Annotated in this window: 23 protein-coding genes and 1 pseudogene; 10 read left to right on the top strand and 14 right to left on the bottom strand. The window is 64.3% G+C overall.

Translation table 11 applies throughout. The features are described from left to right. Positions 1-187: 187 nt before the first annotated feature. Positions 188-1,666 carry an SLC13 family permease gene (locus RO07_RS22745; protein WP_084072763.1) on the bottom strand — a complete coding sequence of 493 codons (1,479 nt, stop codon included), beginning with the start codon at positions 1,664-1,666 and terminating at the stop codon, positions 188-190. 69 nt (positions 1,667-1,735) lie between these two features. Here RO07_RS22745 and RO07_RS22740 point away from each other — a divergent pair, with 69 nt between their 5' ends. From RO07_RS22740 to RO07_RS26965, 4 genes and pseudogenes are all read left to right on the top strand, one after another. After that, the gene (locus RO07_RS22740; RefSeq protein ID WP_052266814.1) at positions 1,736-2,485 is read left to right on the top strand and encodes a GntR family transcriptional regulator; all 750 of its coding nucleotides are present in this window, start codon (positions 1,736-1,738) and stop codon (positions 2,483-2,485) included. 198 nt (positions 2,486-2,683) lie between these two features. Then, a complete protein-coding gene (locus RO07_RS22735; RefSeq protein ID WP_039413356.1) occupies positions 2,684-2,962 on the top strand; it encodes a type II toxin-antitoxin system Phd/YefM family antitoxin in 279 nt (92 codons plus the stop codon). A gap of 8 nt (positions 2,963-2,970) precedes the next feature. Further along, a complete protein-coding gene (locus tag RO07_RS22730) occupies positions 2,971-3,300 on the top strand; it encodes a type II toxin-antitoxin system RelE/ParE family toxin (RefSeq protein WP_237171326.1) in 330 nt (109 codons plus the stop codon). Between the two features lie 133 nt (positions 3,301-3,433). Then, positions 3,434-3,496, top strand: a pseudogene (locus RO07_RS26965) (hypothetical protein); the annotation flags it as partial. 126 nt (positions 3,497-3,622) lie between these two features. Here RO07_RS26965 and RO07_RS22725 read toward each other — a convergent pair. Next, the gene (locus RO07_RS22725) at positions 3,623-4,684 is read right to left on the bottom strand and encodes a PDDEXK nuclease domain-containing protein (RefSeq protein WP_039406119.1); all 1,062 of its coding nucleotides are present in this window, start codon (positions 4,682-4,684) and stop codon (positions 3,623-3,625) included. Positions 4,685-5,253: 569 nt separating this feature from the next. Here RO07_RS22725 and RO07_RS22720 point away from each other — a divergent pair. Next, the gene (locus tag RO07_RS22720) at positions 5,254-5,709 is read left to right on the top strand and encodes an STY4528 family pathogenicity island replication protein (RefSeq protein WP_237171325.1); all 456 of its coding nucleotides are present in this window, start codon (positions 5,254-5,256) and stop codon (positions 5,707-5,709) included. On the opposite strand, the gene RO07_RS26680 is transcribed toward RO07_RS22720, so the two are convergent. The 6 genes from RO07_RS26680 to ypfJ form a co-directional block, all read right to left on the bottom strand. Then, entirely contained in the window at positions 5,604-5,822 is a 219-nt protein-coding gene (locus tag RO07_RS26680) for a DEAD/DEAH box helicase (RefSeq protein WP_237171324.1), read from the bottom strand. The two genes, RO07_RS22720 and RO07_RS26680, sit on opposite strands and share 106 nt — an antisense overlap. Next, a complete protein-coding gene (locus tag RO07_RS22715; RefSeq protein ID WP_039406117.1) occupies positions 5,822-6,106 on the bottom strand; it encodes a hypothetical protein in 285 nt (94 codons plus the stop codon). The genes RO07_RS26680 and RO07_RS22715 overlap by 1 nt, the downstream gene beginning before the upstream one ends. An 11-nt stretch (positions 6,107-6,117) precedes the next feature. Then, positions 6,118-7,200, bottom strand: coding sequence for a Fic family protein (locus tag RO07_RS22710; RefSeq protein ID WP_039406115.1), 1,083 nt, complete (start codon positions 7,198-7,200; stop codon positions 6,118-6,120). Between the two features lie 342 nt (positions 7,201-7,542). Next, a complete protein-coding gene (locus RO07_RS22705) occupies positions 7,543-8,175 on the bottom strand; it encodes an integrase arm-type DNA-binding domain-containing protein (RefSeq protein ID WP_039406108.1) in 633 nt (210 codons plus the stop codon). 194 nt (positions 8,176-8,369) lie between these two features. After that, positions 8,370-9,464 (bottom strand): redox-regulated ATPase YchF, encoded by a 1,095-nt coding sequence (gene ychF, locus RO07_RS22700; protein ID WP_039406106.1) that lies wholly within the window; start codon positions 9,462-9,464, stop codon positions 8,370-8,372. Between the two features lie 161 nt (positions 9,465-9,625). Then, positions 9,626-10,489: a KPN_02809 family neutral zinc metallopeptidase gene (ypfJ, locus tag RO07_RS22695; RefSeq protein WP_039406105.1), complete on the bottom strand. Its 864-nt coding sequence runs from the start codon at positions 10,487-10,489 to the stop codon at positions 9,626-9,628. 190 nt (positions 10,490-10,679) lie between these two features. On the opposite strand from ypfJ, the gene RO07_RS22690 reads away from it, so the two are divergent. From RO07_RS22690 to RO07_RS22680, 3 genes are all read left to right on the top strand, one after another. Then, entirely contained in the window at positions 10,680-11,870 is a 1,191-nt protein-coding gene (locus RO07_RS22690) for a UbiH/UbiF family hydroxylase (protein WP_039406098.1), read from the top strand. An 85-nt stretch (positions 11,871-11,955) separates the two neighbouring features. Further along, the gene (locus tag RO07_RS22685) at positions 11,956-12,735 is read left to right on the top strand and encodes a DsbC family protein (RefSeq protein ID WP_052266813.1); all 780 of its coding nucleotides are present in this window, start codon (positions 11,956-11,958) and stop codon (positions 12,733-12,735) included. 64 nt (positions 12,736-12,799) lie between these two features. Further along, positions 12,800-14,623, top strand: a complete 1,824-nt coding sequence (locus RO07_RS22680) for a M61 family metallopeptidase (protein ID WP_052266812.1) — start codon at positions 12,800-12,802, stop codon at positions 14,621-14,623. Positions 14,624-14,695: 72 nt separating this feature from the next. On the opposite strand, the gene RO07_RS22675 is transcribed toward RO07_RS22680, so the two are convergent. Then, on the bottom strand, positions 14,696-15,649 hold the full coding sequence (locus RO07_RS22675) for a LysR family transcriptional regulator (RefSeq protein WP_052266811.1): 954 nt from the start codon (positions 15,647-15,649) through the stop codon (positions 14,696-14,698). Between the two features lie 234 nt (positions 15,650-15,883). On the opposite strand from RO07_RS22675, the gene RO07_RS22670 reads away from it, so the two are divergent. Further along, complete coding sequence (locus RO07_RS22670) at positions 15,884-16,483, top strand: FMN-dependent NADH-azoreductase (RefSeq protein WP_039406096.1); 600 nt, start codon at positions 15,884-15,886, stop codon at positions 16,481-16,483. Positions 16,484-16,539: 56 nt separating this feature from the next. After that, the gene (locus RO07_RS22665; protein ID WP_039406094.1) at positions 16,540-17,454 is read left to right on the top strand and encodes a pirin-like C-terminal cupin domain-containing protein; all 915 of its coding nucleotides are present in this window, start codon (positions 16,540-16,542) and stop codon (positions 17,452-17,454) included. An 86-nt stretch (positions 17,455-17,540) separates the two neighbouring features. Here the strand turns inward: RO07_RS22665 and RO07_RS22660 are convergent, their stop codons facing one another. From RO07_RS22660 to RO07_RS22640, 5 genes are all read right to left on the bottom strand, one after another. Continuing rightward, positions 17,541-18,524 carry a uracil-DNA glycosylase gene (locus tag RO07_RS22660; protein ID WP_039406093.1) on the bottom strand — a complete coding sequence of 328 codons (984 nt, stop codon included), beginning with the start codon at positions 18,522-18,524 and terminating at the stop codon, positions 17,541-17,543. Positions 18,525-18,658: 134 nt separating this feature from the next. Then, positions 18,659-19,354: a CYTH domain-containing protein gene (locus tag RO07_RS22655; RefSeq protein WP_039406091.1), complete on the bottom strand. Its 696-nt coding sequence runs from the start codon at positions 19,352-19,354 to the stop codon at positions 18,659-18,661. A gap of 143 nt (positions 19,355-19,497) precedes the next feature. Next, a complete protein-coding gene (gene trpC, locus RO07_RS22650) occupies positions 19,498-20,310 on the bottom strand; it encodes an indole-3-glycerol phosphate synthase TrpC (protein ID WP_039406089.1) in 813 nt (270 codons plus the stop codon). Positions 20,311-20,431: 121 nt separating this feature from the next. Next, a complete protein-coding gene (trpD, locus tag RO07_RS22645; protein WP_039406087.1) occupies positions 20,432-21,460 on the bottom strand; it encodes an anthranilate phosphoribosyltransferase in 1,029 nt (342 codons plus the stop codon). A 55-nt stretch (positions 21,461-21,515) separates the two neighbouring features. After that, a complete protein-coding gene (locus RO07_RS22640; RefSeq protein ID WP_039406084.1) occupies positions 21,516-22,103 on the bottom strand; it encodes an anthranilate synthase component II in 588 nt (195 codons plus the stop codon). Between the last annotated feature and the right edge of the window lie 58 nt (positions 22,104-22,161).

The following is a 22,161-nucleotide window of genomic DNA, read 5'->3' as shown; positions in this document are numbered from 1 at the left end:
CGATGGGAGACGAGGGCGGTTGTGGCAAACCGGCGTTTGAAAGCGTTTGTCGGGTGACTGCGCGTGCGGGCGATGGCAGGGCTGTGCGGTGTGTTCGTCGGTCGTCCGGATTCTGTGGGGCAGGCCGGTAATACGACGACATGACGATATACCGCCGTGGCGCGGCGAGCGTCGTTGCCGCGCAGTTTCAGGTCAGGTGCAGTAGACCGACGACGTGCCACCACAGCGCGTTGACGGGGACGACCGTGACCAGTGCGACGAGTGTTGTCGCCACGCAGTATCGGGTGGCGTCGCGTATGCCGATGCCGGCGAGCGCCATGGCCAGCACCAGTGGCGGCGCCTGATACGGCAGGACGATCGTGGAGACGCCGACGGCTTGCGCGAGCAGGATCGTCTTGACGCCGAGCGGGGCGCCTGCCGCCAGCGCCGGAATCAACGGCGTATAGAGGGCCGGGGCTGCATTCGAGGTGACGGCGAAGGTCAGCGCGATCGACAGCGCGACGAGGACCATCAATGCGGTCGTCGACGACATCTGCGCGAGATCGAGACGGGCGAGCATGGGGCGCAGTGCATCGGCGAGTCCCGCGTGATCGACGGCTGCCGTCAGGCCGATGATGGCGGCAACGAACCAGAGCGGCGCGAGTTTGACCTGCTTCAGGAACGCGTCCGGATTCACCAGGCGCAACGGCCCGAGACACAGCAGCGCGATACCGAGGCCGATCCAGCCGGATGCCACGCGATGCCACGGCTCCGCGAGCCAGAGGCCGAGCATGAGCGCAAGCGCGGCGAGCAGGCGCCATTCGTCGCGCTGCAGGTGAGTAGGGGGCGCGCCGCTGTCGGGCGTAGCGCGATCGAGGGGCGACAGACGGTCCGGGAAGAGCCATGCGGCCACGGCGACGAGGACGGCGCCGCGCACGATGGCGAGTGCGGGGACGAGCGCGAGCGCGTATTCGCCGTAGCCCAGACGCAGTCCGAGCACGGTCTCCGCCGTGCCTGCCATGACGAGGTTCGGCAGGTTGGCGGGCAGGATCGCGGTGGACAGCTCGCAACTGGCCAGGGCGGTGGCGAGGAGCAGGCCGGTGCGCCCCGGGCGGTCAGACGTGAGCCCGACGCGTTCGCAGAAGCTCAGCACGATCGGCATGAGGATGGCGATGCGTCCGAGCGTCGACGGCATCACCACGGCGAGCGCGAAGGCGATGGCCACGAAGCCGGTCAAGGCGACGCCGTAGGCATGCCCGCAGTGGTTCGCCAGCCGCGAAGCGACGCGCTCGCCGAGCCCCGTCGCCGTCAGCGCCATGCCGACGACGGCCCCGCTGAAGACGAGCCAGAACGCGCTGGATGTGAAGCCCGAGAACACGACGTTCGCGCCAAGCGAAGTGCCGGCGGCGAGCAGAAACATCAGCAACAGCGAGACGAGGATGTCTGGCAGCCAGCCGGTGGCCCAATAGCCGAGGCAGACCAGTACGACGACGGCGACAGTGAGCGTGTCGCCGCGCAGTCCCGCCGCATGCAAGGCGAATCCCGCCGCGATGCCGACGCCGACGAGCAGGACGTGACGCCAGCGTTGGCCGGGCGCGAAGGCGTCGGGGGCCGTGGGGTGCGAAGCAGGGGAGGATGGGGCGGATGACGCGGGGGAGGGGGGCGAGGAGGGGCTTGCCGGGGTCATGGACGTCACCTGTCTTTAAATAATATATAATTTTGCGAAATTATATATAAATTGATGGCGAGGTGAGAAATGCGTCATGAATCCGGGACGGGCACGGCGGTGGAGCGCGCCTACGAGGCGTTGCGGGAGCAGATCGGACGCGGTGAGTTGAAGCCGGGCGAGGCGTTGCGTCAGGACCATCTGGCGGCGGTGTTGGGCGTGAGCCATGTGCCGGTTCGCGAGGCATTGACGATGCTGGCGGCGGACGGGCTCGCGGTGAGCCGGATGAATCGCGGCACGGTGGTGTCGGCGTTGACGGAGGACGACGCGTTGGAATTGGCCGATTATCGGGCGCTGCTGGAAGGTCGGCTGATGGCGTTGGCGATGCCGAATCTTTCGCGCGCGGATATCGCGCGGGCGCAGGCGGCGCTCGACGCGCTGGAGGCGGCAACCGAACTGGCCGACATCGTGGCGCGCAATGCGGCGTTTCACGCGATGCTCTACGCGAAGGCGGAGCGTCCGTACTTTCAGCGGGCGGTGGCGACGGCGCGCCTGAATCTCGGGCGGTATCTGTTCCTCTCCTGGCAGACGGCCGGCAATGCCGAGCGCTCGCACGAGGAGCACCGCGAACTGCTGCGCTTGTGTGCCGAGGGCGACGACGCGGGCGCCGTCGCGCTGGTACAGGCGCACAACCGTGCGACGGGGGAGCGGATCGCGCGGATCATTCGTGAGGGGTGGGGGGATAGAGAGGGGGAGACCGCGGGAGAACCGCTGGGCGACGAGGTGGGCCGGGTAACCTCTCGTTACGTCAGGCAAGGGCGGGTGCCTTCCGATAATTGAGATACGTGTCACTTGCCGATGCTGCGCTATCGATCTGTTTTCATGTGGTTCCACGAAGTCGTCGCGGTCTTCGAGCATGGCCTTCGCTCCGCAGTGTGAGCCAATAGTCATACTTTCGATTTGGCGGAGCCCCCTGGCATTGAACGGGGACTATAAAAGGACTATATTTGGTCCTATTCGGGAATCGGAATTATGGAAATGCGCTACTCGACGCAAGTCAAACCCATCAGTTTTCTGAAGGCAAATGCGGCCGAAGTCCTCGCGACGCTGGCGCAGCAGCGATCGCCATTGGTCATCACGCAGAATGGCGAGGCAAAAGCCGTGCTCCAGGACGTCGCCTCGTATGAGGAAACCCAGGAGACGCTGGCATTGCTCAAATTGCTTGCGCTCGGGAATCAGGACGTGGCTGCCGGGAAGGTGACGCCAGTAGCAGATGTTGTCAAACGTCTCCGCAAAAAGCGAAAGGGCGAGGAGTGACGGGTATCGTGGTCAAGTACGAAGTGATGCTGACCGACGGTGCGCAGGGGGACCTTGAAGCGATTTACGACTACATCTCGGAATTCGACTGTGAGCAGAGTGCGGACCATGTGCTGGTTCAACTGATGAAGGCCGTGTCTGGCCTGTCGCAATGGCCCGAGCGTGGAAACTATCCGAGAGAACTGTCATCCCTTGGGATCAAGGAATACTGCCAAGTTGCATTTAAACCCTATCGGGTCATATATCGCATTCTGAGCAAACAAGTTGTCATTTTCCTGATCGCCGACGGGCGAAGGGACATGCAAACGCTGCTAGAGAACCGATTGCTGAGCCGCTGACTCACCAGCCTCCAAAGCAAACACCCCGGCATATGACCGGGGTGTTTTGTAGTGGAGGGCGAGTCTACGCGAAGGCGGAGCGTCCGTACTTTCAGCGGGCGGTGGCGACGGCGCGCCTGAATCTCGGGCGGTACTGTTTCTCTCCTGGCAGACGGCCGGCAATGCCGAGTGCTCGCACGAAGAGCACCGCGAACTGCTGCGCTTGTGTGCCGAGGGCGACGACGCGGGCGCCGTTGCGCTGGTACAGGCGCACAATCGCGCGACGGGGGAGCGGATCGCGCGGATCATTCGTGAGAGGTGGGGGATAGGAGGGGGCATCGCATTACTTGTACTCCTCGACGCCATCATCTGTAGGGTTGCCCAGTTCCCGCTCGATCTGTTCGATGCTGGGCAAGCTGGTCTGCAACTCGGCGGGCAGGGATTCGACCAATTGGTACTCAGCCACCCCCAGTGGCTGGGCGTTGTTGCGCAAGGCGTACTCGGCCACCACTTTGTTTTTGCCTTTGCACAACAGCAAACCAATGGTCGGGCCGTCGTCTAGATGCTTCACCTGTGTGTCGACCGCCGTCAAGTAGAAGCCCAATTGCCCCAGGTGCTCAGGCTTGAACTTGCCGCCTTTGAGTTCAATCACCACGTAGCAGCGCAGTTTGAGATGGTAGAACAGCAAGTCGATGAAGAACTCGTCACCACCGACGTTCAGCAACACTTGACGGCCCACGAAGGCGAAACCTGCGCCCAGTTCCAGCAAGAACTCGGTGACATGCCTGACCAGCGCGCCCTCGATCTCCCTCTCCTGCGCCTCGTCGGTCAGGCCAAGGAAATCGAAACGATAAGGATCTTTGATCGACTCTCGCGCTAAGTCGGATTGCGGCGCAGGCAGCGTAGCCGGGAAGTTGGTGACCGCATGGCCGCTTCGTTCCAGTAGCCGGGACTCGATCTGCATCACCAGCACATTGCGCGACCAATTGTGCTCGATGGCTTTGGCAATGTACCACTTGCGGGTTTCGGGGCCAGACAGTTTGTCCAGGAGTGCCAGATGGTGGTACCACGGCAATTGTGCAAGTACCGCTTGCACAAATGATTCGTCTGGCCAGGCCTCGGCAAACGCCCGCATATATTTGAGGTTGCGCGGCGAAAAGCCCTTCATTCCCGGGAAGGTGGTACGCAGGTCATGCGCCAGCCGGTCGATCACCTTGGCGCCCCAACCCTGCTCGACTTGCCGCGCGAGAACGTCTCGACCGATCTGCCAGTAAAGCAGCACCAATTCACGGTTGACCGCCAGCGTGGCCCGCTGCTGCGCCGTATGGATACGGCCTTTCAGTTCAGCCAGCCAGTCGGCGTAGCCTTGCGGAACTGGAGAGAGGGAGGCTGGCTCGTCAGTCATGGCAATGTCACTCCTTTGGGCACAAAACCATTCTCTCGCATCCAACCAAGAGCTTTCAGCCAACGATCTTCAGGTAGCCCAAAAATACCTCACTGTTATCGGTTGACTACCTAATTCCCGAAACGTATGACGGTCCGCGAGGCCTCGTTGGGCCGGCGTACCCGAGGGGCAGTGTCCAACAAAAAAGTACTTGTGCTGCCCTTACCCCAGCAGACTGTCTTTTCGGATGAACGCCTGTTTTGTCCGATACGAGTTGACCGACGGCGCCCTCACCGCCAAAGTCAGACGTTGATCACACGTTTAAACGTTGATCGGTTGGCAAAGGTCCGTGAACGCTAGGTTTCGCGGGGAAATCGCGCCACGGCCTTTGCGGGAATCGCTGGAAGTACCCCCAGTTGTACCCCCAAGGGGGTATCGGGATGATAGATCAGTCTGGAAGCCGGTGCCAGCGCTGCGCCTGCCGGATAAAACGGTTGTGGCGCAGACCGCATTGTTGGCTGACGCATGGAACGGTACGCGATGAGATGCAGGGGAACGGGCCGCTGTGGCCCAGACCTTGGAGAACGCTCATGGCAGACCATCACACCCGCCATAACCCGCTGGGCCAAGACGCCCTGTTCACTACGCCGGCCTCGCTCATGCTCGATGCCCGCCTCACGCCATTGGAGCGCAATGGTTGGCAGGTTCTGCGCATGCTGCGCTCTGCCGAGGGCATCAGCCCGCTGGCGAATCTGGGGCAGTTGCGCCGCTATCTCACCTCTACCCCGCTGGGGCAGCGAGCCGGGTACGAAACGGCCCGGCGTGTCCTCGTCGTGCTTCGGCTGACGGGGTGGATCAGTCTGGTGGGGCAGCACCGCGACCCTCTGACCGGTCATGTGCTCAGCGAGCTGTATCAGGTTCACGAAAGCGCCCTGGACTTTCAACAAGCCTGCGCACTCGATGCCAGTCTGTCCGCGCTTCTGCAAGGGTCTATCGGCCACGAAAACAACCAGGTGGATCGGGTGGCCAGAGCGTTCATTGGGTAGATCACGATAGCGCGCGTTCTGGGCATGCTGTCGTGGGCCTTGGCGCGCAGCACCGCATCTACGATCGGGATGAAGAAGCACAACGACTTGCCCGAGCCGGTTCCTGTGGTCACTACGTAACTCTCGCCTCGGGCGGAGAACGCGATCGCCTGTAGAGGTCAATGGGAAACAGGGCGGCCGTTGCCGCCAACAATTCGTTCGTGGCGGCAAGCTGTTGTGTCGAACGCCCCTGGCGATAGCGCGGATTGATCTGTATCAGCGGCTCCGGCCAGTAACGACCGCCGTCATAGGCCGCATGAACGCCCGAGCGGATATCTTCCGCCCGAATGGAAGTGAAAGAACTCGCGAACTGGCTATAGTCCTCGATCAACTGGCTTCTGAGTGAGAAAACATCCATCGTCTCGTCCTCTATTGATCTTCGTTGATCGTGCTATCAGGGCCGGCTGCCGTAATGCGCTTCCATTTCGCCCCTCGTCCCTTGCCCGTTGATTCGATCAACCCTTCCGATTTCATCGCCCGCAGCACCAGCCGTACCATGTCCCGGCTCACGCCTGGGCAAGCTTCTTCAATTTCGGAAATCGAGAACGGCAGACTGCGCCCCAGGACTTCCGCCCGCACCCGGTCGCCTTTACTGCCACGGCCACGCTCGATGGTGCCGACACGCTCCTCGAACTCACGATAAGCCCGCAGCAAGGCACCCCAGAAGTAGTCGAGCCAGGGCTTAACGTCGTGCTGTCCCTGGTGCCATCCCTGCGAGCTGGCTTCGAGCGTCTCGTAATAGCCTTCCTTGGTTTCCTCGAAGATGCGTTCCAAGCTGATGTAGCGGCCAACGGCATAGTCAAAGTGATAGAGCAACAGCAGGGTCAACAAGCGTGACATACGGCCGTTACCGTCCGGGAAAGGATGGATGCATAGGAAGTCGAGCATCGCCAGTGGCACCAGGACCAGTGGGTCCGCCAGGTGCTGGTCCAGCGCGGAGGCATAGCGCCCGGTCAGGTCGGTCATAGCCATGGGCGTCAGGTGCGCAGCGACCGGCTGGAAGCGTAGACGTGAGGTGCCGTCTGGGTGACGCTCGATGATGTCGTTGTTGGTGGCTTTCCAGCGCCCGCCCGCCTGCGGCATGTAGCGGTACAGCAGGGTGTGCAGTTGCAGCACTACGCCTTCACTGAAAAGCATGTGCGCGGCAGACTCGTGGATCAGTGCCAGAGCATCACGGTAGCCGGCGATCTCCTGTTCGGAGCGGCTCTTTGGCGTTGCGTTGCGGATGACCAGAGACTTCAACCGCGAGGGTGCGACGACGACACCTTCCAGCCGGTTGGATGACTCGGTGGACTCCACCACCGCGATCTGGCGTAGCCCCTTGAGGGCTTCGGGCGACTGCGCAGCGTAGAGTTGCTGCTTACCCTGGTACTCGCCAAGTGTGCGCAACGTGGCGGCCTGGGTGCCATCGAAGCGAAGCGCGGCAAGGTACTCGGGTGTGAGCGAGTGCATGGAAATGTAAGCCTAGGCTATCTAAATGGGGTAATCATAGCCATTAAATGGGGTATTGTCTCTAAGAATGCCTCATTAACGGTGTTTGACTACCCCATTTCCCGAACACAAGAGCGGTCGTGAGGGGCCAGCATGGCTGACCGGGAAGGAGATAGACAACACGAACTATAATGGGGTAGTAAATTATAAATTACCCCATTTATTCTATTGTTTACCCCGTTTCCAGGTTCAACCTAGGGCAAGGCAAATGGCAAGGGAACGGCACTCAAGGGCAACAGGCCTATCCAGAAAAGGAAAGGCCGCCCCTGTGGATTCGCTCCGCAACACCCAGCCAAATCGACCCTATGCCGTGACGCCGCCTTCCGCCGCACTCAGATAGTCCGCCCAGTCCTGCAACAGAGTCCTTCTCTGATCCAACAGCAGCGCCTTGTTGTACGTCGCCCGCACCTTGTTGCTTTCCACGTGGGCAAGCTGCCGTTCAATTGCATCAGGCCGGTATCCGCTCTGCTTCACGCCGATGTCGCTCATCGGCATCCCATCAAACTTGGGCGACAGGTACTTCCTGATGCGGGATTCTTTCGTGCGGTAGGAACTGAGCGCAAAGACTGGCTTGATCTCGGCCAGGTACGCTTGTGCCACCTTGGCAAACGAGCTTTCACGAGCGCGTTTGCGTTCCTCCAGTGCTTCCAGGTGGCGCTGCTTGACCTGTTGCCGCTCATGGGCAGGATGGATGCCTTGCTTGACCAAGGCACGCGCTTTCTCTCGAACCGCGCGCGCCTCCGCAAGGCTTACTTGAGGAAAGCCGCCAATGGCAAAGAGGTTCTCCTTGCCTTGCAGGCGGTACTTCCACCGCCAGAGCTTGCCGCCGGCGGGCTTGACCAGCAGGAACAAGCCCCCGCCGTCTGAAAGTTTCCAATCTCGAACAGTCGATTTGGCCGACCTGACCTTGAGGTCGGTGAGTAGGTTTTCGGGCATCGTTGGACTCCACTGCGGGGAGATGTACCCCCACGGTTGAACACGAGTACCCCCAACGCTACCCCCGAATTTTCTGGACTTCGATGAACAATAGGAACGCTCAGCAGACCGTATTGTTTCGCAAATCCTTGTTTTTAAAAGACTCGCTCAATCCACCAAGCGCTACCGAACGCTCCTGAGTTCCGAAAAATCCGTCAGACGTTGAACAGGAAGTTCATCACGTCGCCATCGTGCACGACGTATTCCTTGCCTTCGGCGCGCATCTTGCCGGCTTCCTTCGCGCCCTGTTCACCCTTGTACTGGATGTAGTCGTCGAACGCGATGGTCTGCGCGCGGATGAAGCCGCGTTCGAAATCGGTGTGGATCACGCCCGCCGCCTGCGGGGCGGTGTCGCCCACGTGGATCGTCCACGCGCGCACTTCCTTCACGCCCGCCGTGAAGTACGTCTGCAGACCCAGCAGCTTGAAGCCCGCACGAATCACGCGATCCAGGCCCGGCTCTTCCATGCCCATGTCCGCCAGGAACTCCGCCTTGTCAGCGTCGTCCATGTCAGCGATTTCCGCTTCGATCGCCGCGCACACGGCCACCACCGGCGCATTCTCCGCTTCCGCGTACTTGCGAACCGCATCCAGATGCGGGTTGTTCTCGAAGCCGTCGTCCTTCACGTTGGCCACATACATCGTCGGCTTGGCCGTGATCAGACAGAACGGCTTGATGAGCGCGAGTTCGTCGTCCGAGAGCTTGAGCGAGCGCACCGGACGCGCCTCGTTGAGCACCGGCGCGACTTTCTCGAGCACGGCCACGAGCTTCGCCGCTTCCTTGTCATTGCCCGACCTGGCCGCCTTCGTGTAACGCTGCAACGCCTTCTCGACCGTGCCCAGATCGGCCAGCGCGAGTTCGGTATTGATGACCTCGATGTCGGAGATCGGGTTCACCTTGCCCGCGACGTGGATGACGTTTTCATCCTCGAAGCAGCGCACCACGTGCGTGATGGCGTCCGTCTCGCGGATGTTCGCGAGGAACTGGTTGCCCAGCCCTTCACCCTTCGAGGCGCCCGCCACCAGACCGGCGATGTCCACGAATTCGACCGTCGCCGGCAGAATGCGCTCCGGCTTCACGATCTCCGCGAGCTTGGCCAGACGCGGATCCGGCACTTCCACCACGCCCACGTTCGGCTCGATGGTGCAGAACGGGTAGTTCTCGGCGGCGATGCCCGCTTTGGTCAGTGCGTTGAAAAGGGTCGACTTACCCACGTTGGGCAAACCGACGATGCCGCATTTGAGGCTCATGCTAAATCCTGTCTAATCCGATGATTGCACCGCGTACCGCCGTATATGCCGCGGCGGGCGTCGGGTCGTCGCGCCGGTGATCTGCGTCGCGCAAAGTCCGCTATTGTACCCGTTCCGTCCCCCGAACCCTTGGGCGCCCCGCAGGCGAGCGCCAGCCTGACTCAGCTCAACTGCTTGGCCGAAAACGTGTCGCACTTGCGCACATCGCCATGTTGCAGGCCCTGGCGCAGCCAGTAGACGCGTTGCGCACTCGTGCCGTGCGTGAACGACTCCGGCACGACCCGGCCCTGCGCCTGTTGCTGCAAACGATCGTCGCCAATGGCCGCGGCCGTCTTCAGACCCTGCTCGATGTCGCCCGGCTCCAGCAACTGATCGTTCGCCTTCGCCGCATTGTTCGCCCAAACCCCCGCGAAACAGTCCGCCTGCAACTCCAGCCGCACCGACATCGCATTGGCCTGCGTCTCGCTCATGCGGCGCCGCAATTCGTCGAATTTCTCCGAAATGCCCAGCAGATTCTGGACGTGATGGCCCACCTCGTGGGCGATGACGTAGGCCTGGGCGAAGTCGCCGCCCGCCCCGAAGCGCTGCCGCAATTCGTCGTAAAACGCCAGGTCGATGTACACCTTGCTGTCGCCCGGGCAGTAGAACGGCCCCATCGCCGTCTGGCCCGTGCCGCAGGCCGTGGGCGTCGCACCCGTGAAGAGCACGAGCTTCGGCGCCACATACTGGCGGTTGAGCTGCTGCGGGAACACCGTCGTCCAGGTGCGCTCGATGTTGCCGAGCACCTTGCGGGTGAAGACGGTCTTGGGATCGTTGGCCGGCGCCGCGTTCGGGGCGGGTTGCGAGGGCGTCTGCCCCTGCATCATCTGCGAGCCCTGGATGATCACGCGCGGATCGATGCCGAAGAAGTAGGAGGCGGCGAGCGCCACCACGATCGTGCCGATGCCGATGGTGGTGCGGCCGCCGAAACCGCCGCCCCGGCGATCTTCGACGTTCTGGCTTTCGGACTCGTTATCGAGGCGCATTGGACGGCTCCCTGTATCTGATTTCACTCTGCGCGGAAGTATAGCGCCGGGCCGTGACACGCGACGCTGCGTCGCAGCAGCGCGCCGGGCGGGAAGGCGTCGTAGGCACGACAGGCGTGCGACAATACGCCATCTCGTTTCCTGAACCAGCGGCCTCGCGCGATTCCGGCGCTGGCGCTGCATTCGCCGCATGTCATTCACGCAACCCCCCAGCCAAACGCACGACGTCATCGTGGTCGGTGGCGGCCTGGTCGGCAAGGCCGCCGCCCTCCTGCTCTCGCAGGCCCGCCTGTCCGTCGCATTGCTCGCCCAGCCGGCCGCCGCCGCCCCGGGCGCGGGCGCCGACAAGTGGGACGCCCGCATCTACTCGCTCTCGGCCAGCTCGCAGGCGCTGTTCGAGCGCATGCGCGTGTGGCAGGCCGTCGATCCGGCGCGCGTGTGCCCCGTCTACGACATGGAAGTGTTCGGCGACGAGCGCGGCAGCCTGCACTTCTCCGCCTACCAGGCCGCCGTGCCTCAACTGGCCTGGATCGCGGAATCGTCCAACCTCGAACGCGCGCTCGATGCCGCGCTGCGCTTCTCGCCGCAGGTGCAATGGATCGACGCGCGCGCCGAAGCGCTCGAAGTCGATGCCGCGGCCGCCTCGGTGCGTCTGTCGGACGGCAAGACGCTGCGCGCCTCGCTCGTGGTCGGCGCCGACGGCGCGCACTCGTGGGTGCGCAGCACGGCAGGGCTCGACGGATCGGTGCGTTCCTACGAACAGTTGGGCGTGGTGTGCAACTTCCGCGCCGAACGGGCCCATCGCGACACCGCTTTTCAATGGTTCCACGACGGGGAAATCATCGCGCTGCTGCCGCTGCCCGATCAGCACGTTTCGCTGGTGTGGTCGGCCGCCGATGCGCACGCCAAGCAACTGCTTGCGCTCGATCCCAAAGACCTCGCCGAGCGCGTCGGCACGTTCTCGCGCGGTGAACTCGGCGCGTTGACGCCTGTCTCACAGCGCGCCCAGGGTTTTCCGCTGGTGCTCGCACACGCCAAGCGCCTGATTGCGCCGCGCGTGGCGCTCGTCGGCGATGCCGCCCATGTCGTGCATCCGCTCGCGGGGCAGGGCATGAACCTCGGCCTGCGCGATGTCGCCGCGCTCGGCGACGCACTGGCCGGGCGCGAATCGTTCCGCGATTGCGGCGATGCGGCTGTGCTGCGACGCTACGAGCGCGCTCGCAAGGAGGACATCGGCAGCATGGCGCTCACCACCGACGGACTGCACAAGCTGTTCTCGATGAACAGTCCACTCGCGAAGTTCGTGCGCAACGCGGGCCTCGACAGCGTGAACATGCTGCCATTCGTCAAGAAGTTCCTGATCGGCCGCGCCCTGGGCTGACTCACAGGGCGACGTTGCCGGGTTTGCGGCCTGCATTGCAAACGCGTCTCGCGCCTCTCGATCGATTCACTTCCGGAGATATTCGATGTTGCAACGTTATCGCGCCGTGGCGCTTACCACGCTTACCGGGCTCACGGCGCTGGGTCTGGCGGCCGTCTGTTTCGCGACCTCCACGACGTCCGCCGTCGCGCAGAACAAGTCCGACGCCACGCTCGACCGCGTGAAGGCCGCCGCGCAGAAGACCCTCGGCGACGACGCCCCGATCAAGTCGGTGGCGCGTACGCCCGTGCCGGGGCTGTTCGAAGTGGCCGTGGGCGGCGAGATCGTCTACACCGACGAGAAGGCGCAATACGTGCTCCTCGGCAACCTCATCAATACAAAGACGCGCCAGAACCTGACCGAAGCGCGTCAATCGGAGCTCAACAAGGTCGACTTCGCGAAGCTGCCATTCGACCGTGCGATCAAGTACGTGAAGGGCAACGGCGCGCGCAAGATCGCCGTGTTCTCGGATCCCAACTGTCCGTACTGCAAGCGCTTCGAAGAGACGCTCAAGACGTCGAAGCTCGACAACATCACCGTCTATACCTTCCTGTACCCGGTGCTCGGCCCGGACTCGGAGACCAAGTCGAAGCAGATCTGGTGCGCACCCGATCAGCTCAAGGCATGGCATGACTGGATGCTCGACAAGAAGGCCCCGCCGACCGCCGGCGCCAAGTGCGACGACGCCGCCGTCCAGCAGAACGTCGCGCTGGGCCGCCAGTACAACGTGACGGGCACGCCGACGATCATTCTGACGGACGGTCGTCGCCTGCCGGGCGCCGTGCCCGCCGAAGAGCTGGAGAAGGCACTGGCCGCGCTCAAGTAACGTCAAGTAACCGGCAGCCGAGCCGCGCCCGAGCCATCCCGCAACAACAAGAAGCCGCCACGTCATGAAAGCCCCCTCCGCCGCACCCGCCCCGTCCGCGATCCGGTATGCGATCGTTCCGAAGTCGCCCGCCGCCCACCTGTTCGAAGTGACGGTGACGGTCTCGAATCCCGCACCCGAAGGTCAGCGCTTCACGCTGCCCGCGTGGATACCGGGCAGCTACATGGTGCGCGAGTTCGCACGCAACATCGTGACCATCGGCGCGACGTGCCGCGGCCGCAAGGTCGCCCTCGACAAGCTCGACAAGCACACGTGGCAGGCCGCGCCGTGCAAGGGCACGCTGATCGTGACGTACGAGGTGTATGCCTGGGACCTGTCGGTGCGCGCCGCCCATCTGGACGACACGCACGGCTTCTTCAACGGCACGAGCGTGTTCCTGCGCGTCGAAGGGCAGGAGCGTTCGCCTTGCGAGGTCGACATCCTGCGCCCGCGCGGCGCCGCCTTCAAGGCGTGGCGCGTGGCCACCGCGCTGGCCCCGGCCGAAGGCACGGCGGCGCTCGATTTCGGCCGCTATCTGGCCGTCGACTACGACGAGCTCATCGATTCGCCGGTCGAGATGGGGACGTTCGTACACGGCACGTTCAAGGCCTGCGGCGTGACGCACGAGGTCGCGATCACCGGCCCGGTGCCGAATCTGGATCTGGACCGGCTGCTGCGCGACATGAAGAAGATCTGCGAGGCGCAGATCCGTCTGTTCGAGCCGGGCGCAAGCGCACGCTCGCGCGTGCCGATGTCGCGTTATGTGTTCCTGCTGATGACCGCCGGCGACGGCTACGGCGGTCTGGAGCATCGCGCGTCCACGGCATTGCTTGCAAGCCGCAACGATCTGCCGGTACAGGGCCAGGCGCGCATGAGCGACGCCTATCGCGGTTTTCTCGGCCTGGTGAGCCACGAGTATTTCCACACGTGGAACGTCAAGCGCATCAAGCCGGCGGCGTTCGCACCGTATGCGCTGGACGCGGAGAATTACACGCGTCTGCTGTGGTTGTTCGAGGGTTTCACGTCGTATTACGACGATCTGATGCTCGTGCGTAGCGGCGTGATCGAACCGGGCGCGTACTACGAGCTCGTCGCCAAGACGGTGGCGAACGTGCTGCGCGGCAGCGGCCGTCTCAAGCAGACCGTGGCCGAGAGCTCGTTCGACGCCTGGACGAAGTATTACCGTCAGGATGAAAATGCGCCGAATGCCATCGTCAGCTACTACACCAAGGGCTCGCTCGTTGCGTTGGCGCTCGATCTGACGATCCGTTCGCAGACGCGCGGGCAGAAGTCGCTGGACGACATCATGCGCGCACTGTGGCAGCGCTACGGCCGCGACTTCTATCGCGGCACGCCGGTCGGCATCGAAGAAGACGCCGTGCAACCGCTCTTCGAGGAAGTCTCGGGGCTCGATCTGTCTGAGTTCTTCGCCACGGCGATCAACGGCACGCGCGACTTGCCGCTCGCCGCGCTGCTCGCGCGCGTGGGGCTGACGCTGGAGCCGGTGACGCCCGAGAACGGGCGCCCGGCCCTGGGCGCGAAGACGACGAAACGCGGCGACGAACTCACGCTGGCGCAGGTGCTCGACGGCGGTGCGGCACAAGCGGCCGGCCTGTCGGCGGGCGACACGCTCATCGCCATCGACGGCCTGCGTGTGACCTCAGGCAATCTCGACAAGCTGCTCGGACGCTATCGTCCCGGTGATCGCGTGACGGTGCATGCGTTCCGTCGCGACGAGCTGCGCGAGACGCCGCTCACGTTGGACGCGCCGGAGATCTCGCAGTACCGCATTGCGGAGTCGCGTGACCGTGCGGCTGCACAGCGTCGCGAGAAGTGGTTGAGTGCCTGAGAGAGCGAACGCGCGGGTCGGGCGGCGGCCGATCGCTGCCCGCGTTTGACGATGCGTCATGTAAACGCCTCGCTAAATGCGAGGCGTTTCGCCATCCGAAGGGCCGGGCACGCTCGGGTCGCGATTTTCTTCGGGACAGGTTCTCGCGACGGCAAGCATATGCTCGATGAACGCCTGCGTCTTGCGCGGCAGGAAGCGCCGCGAGGGTGTGACGAGATGCACCGGGCTCGTCGGCAGCGACCACTCCGGCAGGACCTTGACGAGACGGCCGGTGCGCAACGCATCCTCGGCCAAAATATCCGTGAGGGCGGCGATGCCGCTGCCCGCGAGCGCCATCTCCTTGACCATCCCCATGCTGTTGACCTGGATCGCCCCGTGCATGGCGATGTCCACGCGCTGGCGTCCCTTGTGCAGCGTGTCGCTGTTGAACAGGCGTCGCGCGCCTTGCAGCATCACGAAGCGATGGCCCTCGAGTTCGTCGGGCGCGGCGGGCAGCCCCGTCGCACTCAGATACAACGGACTCGCATAGAGACTGCGCGTGAGCTTGAGCAGCGGCCGCGCCACCAGTGTGGAATCCGAGAGCTGCCCCGCGCGAATGGCGACGTCGACCCGTTCGGCGATCAGGTCCACGTGGCGTGAGCTCAGATCCACGTCGACCGCGATTTCGGGATACGCCGCGCAGAACGTCGCGAGCGGCACGGCGAGCCATTGCGCCGCGAAGTCCGCCGGCGCGGTGATGCGCAGGCGTCCGCGCGGTTTGCTCGACAGTTGCGATGCGAAGTCGCGCGTCTCCTCCACCTCTTCGAGAATCGGCAGACACCGTTCGTAATAGGCCTCGCCGACTTCCGTCAGTTCGAGGCGCCGCGTGGTCTTGTGCAGCAGCTTGGTGCCAAGGCGTGCCTCGAGCCGCGAGAGCCGTCTGCTGACCGTAGCCTTGGGCAGATCGAGCCGCTCGCCCGCGCGTGTGATGCTGCCGGAGCGCACCACCTCGGCGAAGATCAGCATGTCGTTCAGGTCGTCAATCATCGCAGGCGCTCCTCGGTGACGCGGGCATGCGGCACCGCCAAAAGGCGGGAAAGGGGGGAAAGAGACGGGAAAACCATTGTTCCAAAAAGGGAACAAACAATTCGATTTTACCGGCTTGTTTCATTTTTGGGGGTAACTAGAATTCATTCCAAGCCGACGCGCAACTGATGGCGATCCCGAGACGGGCACCGATGCGCACGGATTTTCGAACCCCCAGGCTCAGGAGCCACCGAAATGACCACGATTCTCCAAATCAATTCCGCCGCCCGCTCGCAAGGCGCCAATTCGACCACGCTCGCCAACGAAACGGTTGCCCAACTGGTGGCCAAGAACCCTGGCGCCAAGGTCGTCGTGCGCGATCTGCTCGCCGACGGCGTGCCGCACCTGGACGAAGCCGTGATCGGCGCCTTCTTCACGCCGGAAGAGCAGCGTTCGCCGGAACAGAACGCCATCATCGCCCGCAGCGATGCGCTCATCGCCGAAATCCAGGCAGCCGACTATGTCGTGTTCGGCGTGCCGCTGTACAACTTCCAGGTGCCGACGCAACTGAAGGCGTACTTCGACTGGATCACCCGCGCCCGCGTGACCTTCCGCTATCGCGAAGACGGCAGCGTGGAAGGCCTGATCCAGGGCAAGAAGGTGATCGTGGCGTTCGCCCGCGGCGGCAACTACAAGGACACGCCGGCCGACAGCCAGACGCCGTACCTCAAGACGATTCTCGGCTTCCTCGGCATGACGGACGTGACGTTCATCTTCGCCGAAGGTCTGGCCCGCGGTCCGGAATCGGCGGCTGCCGGCTTCGCGACGGCGCGTGAAGCCATCGCCGCGCTGTAAGTCGCAGGCTGCACGACCGGTTCATACGAAGTCTCCCGCACGCGCAGGCGCTCCCCATGGCCTATCCGACGCCCCAGCATTCGCGTCCGACGCGTCCGGCCGCCCATGCCGACGCGAAGGCCATGCCGCGCGTGCTTACTGTCTCCCGTCCCGGCCGCTGTGCCGCGGCCGCGGGAGCGGGCGTTTTCGATCAGGTCGACGAGACCGATCCGTTTCTGTCGATCGACGTCTTCCGCCGCCAGGGCGCCTGCATTCCTCCGCATCCTCATGCGGGTTGCGCCGTGGCGACCTACCTCTTTCCCGATGCGACGACGGCGATGCGATGTCGTCACGCACACGGCGGCGACGATGTCGTGCGCCCCGGCGATCTGCTCTGGCTCGACACGAACTGCGGCACGGTGCACGAAGAACTGCCCGAGCACGCCAGCGCGGTCGCGCGCGGCGTGCGCATGATCGTCAATCGTGCGGGACGTCACGCGCACGGCGCGCCCGTGCAGACGGTGGTGCGTGCCGATGCGATGCCGCGTTGGCGGGAAGGCGCGTTGGACATGACACTGATTTGCGGCGAGTGGGATGAGCGCCGCGTGGTGCGCGACGAAGACGAGCAAGGTGAGCAACGCGAGCGCACGACACTGCTGCAGCTCGATTGGCGCAAGGACGATCTGCGCACGCTGGCGATACCGTGCGACGGGCGTCGCTGGATCGCGATGATGGTGTGTGGCGATGCGGCACTGGCCAGCCACGCGTTGCGCGCGGAAGGCGGCGCAGCACAAGCGTTGCTCCTCCCCCCCGGCGAATGGCAACTGGCCGGACGCGCCGGCGCCCGCCTGATGCTCGCCGGTGGCGAGCCGCTCGGCGAGCCGGTGGTCTATCGCGGTAACTTTGCCGCGCGTGACGAGAGCGAACTCGTCGCGCTCACGCGTCGCTATCAGCAAGGCGCCATGGGCACGCTGACGTGCCCGGGCGAGTGATCGGGACCTGCCGGGTTCGCCGATCAACGATGGCGTCGGCCACACACCGGCGGACATGCCGACGCGCTGCACGCGCCGACGCGAAATCACTCAGGCACGCGCCAGTCGACCGGCGTCTTGCCGTGCTGTTCCAGGAACGCATTGGCGGCGCTGAAGTGGCCGCAGCCGAGAAAGCCGCGATGCGCCGATAGCGGCGACGGATGCGGCGCTTCGAGCAGCAGATGGCCGTGACCCGCGAGCAGCGGCGTCTTTGCCTGCGCATGGCTGCCCCACAGCATGAACACCAGCGGCCCCTGCTGCGCGGCGAGTCCCGACAGCAGCGTGTCGGTGCAGGCCTGCCATCCTCCCGTCCTGAACGGCTTGGCGTGGCTCGCGGCGTTGCCGGCTTCGACGGTCAGCGTCGTGTTGAGCAGAAGCACGCCCTGCTTCGCCCACGCGTCGAGATTGCCATGCGACGGCGGCGCGATCCCCAGATCCCGCTCGATTTCCTTGTAGATGTTGCGCAGCGACGGCGGCACACGCACACCGCGCTGCACCGAGAACGCCAGGCCGTGCGCCTGCGCGATCCCATTGTCGTCGCCGTGATAGGGATCCTGTCCGAGGATGACGACCTTCACGTCTTTGGGCGACGTCATGCGCAACGCGTGGAAGATGTCCGCCGGATAGACGGTCTTGCCCGCCGCGACCTCCGCATCGACGTAGCGGCACAGCGGCGCGTAGGCGTCGCTTGCCACGAACGGGGCGATCAGCGATTGCCACGCGGCGGGCAGCGTTTCGAACTGGTCTTCGACGCGTCCCTCGAGCGCACCCTCGACGCGAGTTTCGTGCTTGCCGGCGGTGTCGTCCGCCGCGACACGCCGCGGTCTGGTCGTTCGAGTGGGCGATGCTGGCGTCGCGCCCGATTTCGGCGGACGTCCGCGTTTGCGGGGGGCCGTCGCGGGCGAGCTTGCCGGATCGCTATCGCTCACGGAGGGCGATGCCGGTGCGGGGTCGTCGAAAAGCGAGCGTTGCCGTTCGTCGGGATTTGCCGACGGGGTCTTCGAAGAAGGCTTGCCTGAACGTGTTGCCATGCGTTGCTCGGATGAAGTCGGTGAATGAAGTTCGCTGCGGAAAAATCCGTCGATGGCGTGTGCGGGGCGTTTGGCGAAAGACCGACAAGACTGTCGGCGGAGTGCTCAGGGCAACACCTTGCGCACGACAACGCTCATCCGCCGAACACCTTCTGATGCAGCCGGTAACCGCGTTGCGCTTTGCTGACGTCGTCGCTGCGCAACTCCGGCAGCACCTGCCGCAGATCCTGCGCCAGCGCCTGGAGAATGCGCTCGCCCTGGCCGTTGCGGTCGTCGTCTGGGGCGTCGAGCAGTTCGAGTTCCACTTCCAGCAGCGGTTCGGTGTGTCGCCGGCCATCGGCTTCGACGGTGACGTCGCCCCGGTCAAACGCAATTTCCACGACCGTGCCGTCGCCTGCCACGTAGCGCCACAGACGACGCACGAAATTGGTTTCGAACTGCGCCACCACGTTTGCGCCCTCGGCGCGCAGGATGTCCGCCGTGGCGGGCACGTCGCACGCCGCGATCAGTTGCGGCAGCTCCAGCGCTTCGCCCTTGACCGCCTGCTCCCATTCATGACGGACGTGCAATCCGTCGCGCGCCTCTCCCACCGACTTGAGCGTCTGCAGCCATTGTCCCGGGTGGCCGTCGCGGGCGACATAGCGCAGGCGCAGCGCGGCCTTGGCGTGCGAGAGCGCCAGCATTGGCGTATCGAAGTAGCGATTGACGAGATGGCGCTCGCCGCGGGCCTGCGCACCGGGCAGACGGTCGAGATGAGCGATCAGCGCATCGGTGCGCTGAATGGGAAGGTCGCCCGGCAGGGCAAGTTTGAGTTCGCGTTCGATGGCCACGGGCCGCTCCTGTGAGGGGCGTCGGACGGTCAAGCCGGCGCGATACCGCGCCGGTGCGACGCGCCTTGCCGGCTGCGGCAGCGGGCGGCATCCCGGGCGGGACGCCGCGCCATCGATCGCTTGGCGTGGCTCGCGTCGGCGAGTCAGCGAGGCATGTCGAACAGCGTGGCGAGGGCGTCGCCCGGCTCGGGCGCGCGCATGAAGGCTTCGCCGACGAGAAAGGCATTGACGTTGGCCGCGCGCATGCGCGTCACGTCGTCACGCGACAGGATACCCGACTCGGTCACCACCAGGCGATCGCCCGGGATGTGCTTGAGCAGGTCCAGCGTCGTGTCCAGCGTGACTTCGAAGTCATGCAGATTGCGGTTGTTGATGCCCAGCAGCGGCGTGCGCAGCTCCAGTCCGGCATCCAGTTCGCGGCCGTTGTGCACTTCGACGAGCACCGCCATGCCGAGCTCGTGCGCCTGCGCTTCGAGTTCGCGCATGTGCACGAGCTCCAGCGCGGCCGCGATGAGCAGAATGCAGTCGGCGCCCATGTCGCGCGCCTCGTACACCTGGTAGGCGTCGATCATGAAGTCCTTGCGCAGCACCGGCAGGTCGCACGCGGCGCGCGCCGCCTTCAGATACTCGGGCGAGCCCTGGAAGAACTGCACGTCGGTGAGCACCGACAGGCAAGCGGCGCCGCCGCGCTGATACGACTCGGCGATCTGTGGCGGCACGAAGTTCTCGCGAATCACGCCTTTCGACGGGCTGGCCTTCTTGATTTCGGCGATCACGCCGGGCAGGCCGCCGTCGACCTTCGTGCGCAGCGCGCCCACGAAATCACGCGTGCGAAGCGCGCTGTCGCCAACGCTCGCTTCGGCGTCGCGGCGTAGGCTCGCGAGGTCACGGACGCGCTTCGCAGCAGCGACTTCTTCGGCCTTCACGGCCAGGATCTTGTCGAGAACGGTGGACATGGCAATCGGGAAATTCGGACTTCGTTAATGTGTCGGGTGGTGCGCGTCAGTGTGCGTCAGCGCGCCAAAGGGGCCGGCGCCGTGAAGCGCGGCACCAGCCGCGCTCGCGCGCGCGATGACGTCAAGCCTTGAAGCGTTGCGTGAACGTGACGAACTCGTCGAGCTTCGCGCGCGCGGCGCCGCTCGCGATGGACTCGCGCGCCATCTTGATGCCGTCGCCGATCGAGGCCGCGCGGTTCGCCGCATACAGCGCCGTGCCCGCGTTGAGCGCCACGATTTCGCGCGCGGTGCCGGGCGTGTCGTCGAGAGCTTCGATCAGCATGGTCTTCGATTCTTCGGCGCTGCCGACCTTCAGGCTGCGGTTGCTCACCATCTGCAGACCGAAGTCCTCCGGATGGATCTCGTACTCGGTGACCTTGCCGTCCTTCAATTCGCCGACCAGCGTGGACGCGCCGAGCGAGACTTCGTCCATGCCGTCCTTGCCGTACACGACGAGCACGTGCTCCGCGCCGAGACGCTGCATCACGCGCACCTGGATACCGACCAGATCGGGGTGGAACACGCCCATCAGCTGGTTCGGCGCGCCGGCCGGATTGGTGAGCGGGCCGAGGATGTTGAAGATCGTGCGCACGCCCATTTCCTTGCGGATCGCGGCGACGTTCTTCATGGCCGGATGATGATTCGGCGCGAACATGAAGCCGATGCCGACTTCGCGCAGGCATTCGGCGACCTGCTCCGGCGAGAGCATGATGTTCACGCCCAGCGCTTCGAGCACGTCGGCGCTACCCGATTTCGAGCTCACGCCGCGGTTGCCGTGCTTGGCGACTTTCGCGCCGGCGCCGGCAGCCACGAACATCGATGCCGTGGAGATGTTGAACGTGTGCGAGACGTCGCCGCCGGTGCCCACGATGTCGACGAAGTGCTGGTCGGCCGGCGCCTCGACATGATTGGCGAATTCGCGCATGACTTGCGCGGCCGCGGCGATCTCGCCGATGGTTTCCTTCTTCACGCGCAGGCCGGTGATGATGGCCGCCGACATGACCGGCGAAATCTCGCCCTTCATGATGAGACGCATCAGATGGAGCATCTCGTCGTGGAAGATCTCACGGTGTTCGATGGTGCGCTGCAGGGCTTCTTGTGCGGTAATCATGGAATGCGGTTCTCCTCTGTCCCGGGGTTCCTGGCCCGGTGTGGCGTGCGTGGGGTCAGGCAGCTTGCGCGGCGCGCGGCGCGGCTTGCAGGAAATTGCGCAGCACGGCGTGACCATGCTCCGACAGGATCGACTCGGGGTGGAATTGCACGCCTTCGACATCGAGCGTCTTGTGGCGCACGCCCATGATTTCGCCGTCGTCCGTCCACGCGGTGATCTCGAGACAGTCGGGCAGCGTCGCGCGCTCGATGGCGAGCGAGTGATAGCGCGTGACGGTGAAGCGCTTGGGCAGGTGGGCGAACACGCCTTGTTGCGTGGTTTCGATCTCGCTTACCTTGCCGTGCATGATCTGTTGGGCGCGCACGACCTTGCCGCCGAACGCCTCGCCGATGGCCTGATGGCCGAGGCAGACGCCGAGAATCGGAATCTGGCCGGCGAAGCGCTTGAGCACGTCGAGCGTGATGCCTGCGTTGGCCGGGCAACTCGGGCCGGGCGAGAGGCAGATGCGCTCGGGAGAGAGTTCGGCGATCGCGTCGAGCGTGATCTCGTCGTTGCGGAAGACGCGCACGTCTTCGCCCAATTCACCGAAGTACTGGACGATGTTGTAGGTAAACGAGTCGTAGTTGTCGATCATCAGCAGCATGATGGTCCCTGTTCGTCTGGTGACAAAGGATTGTCGAACGCATGAGATTTGCGAATTC

The sequence above is a fragment of the Pandoraea pulmonicola genome (genome assembly GCF_000815105.2).
Lineage (GTDB): Bacteria > Pseudomonadota > Gammaproteobacteria > Burkholderiales > Burkholderiaceae > Pandoraea > Pandoraea pulmonicola.
The sequence above is the reverse complement of the archived record's forward strand: the minus strand, read 5'-3'. Positions and strand labels throughout refer to the sequence as shown.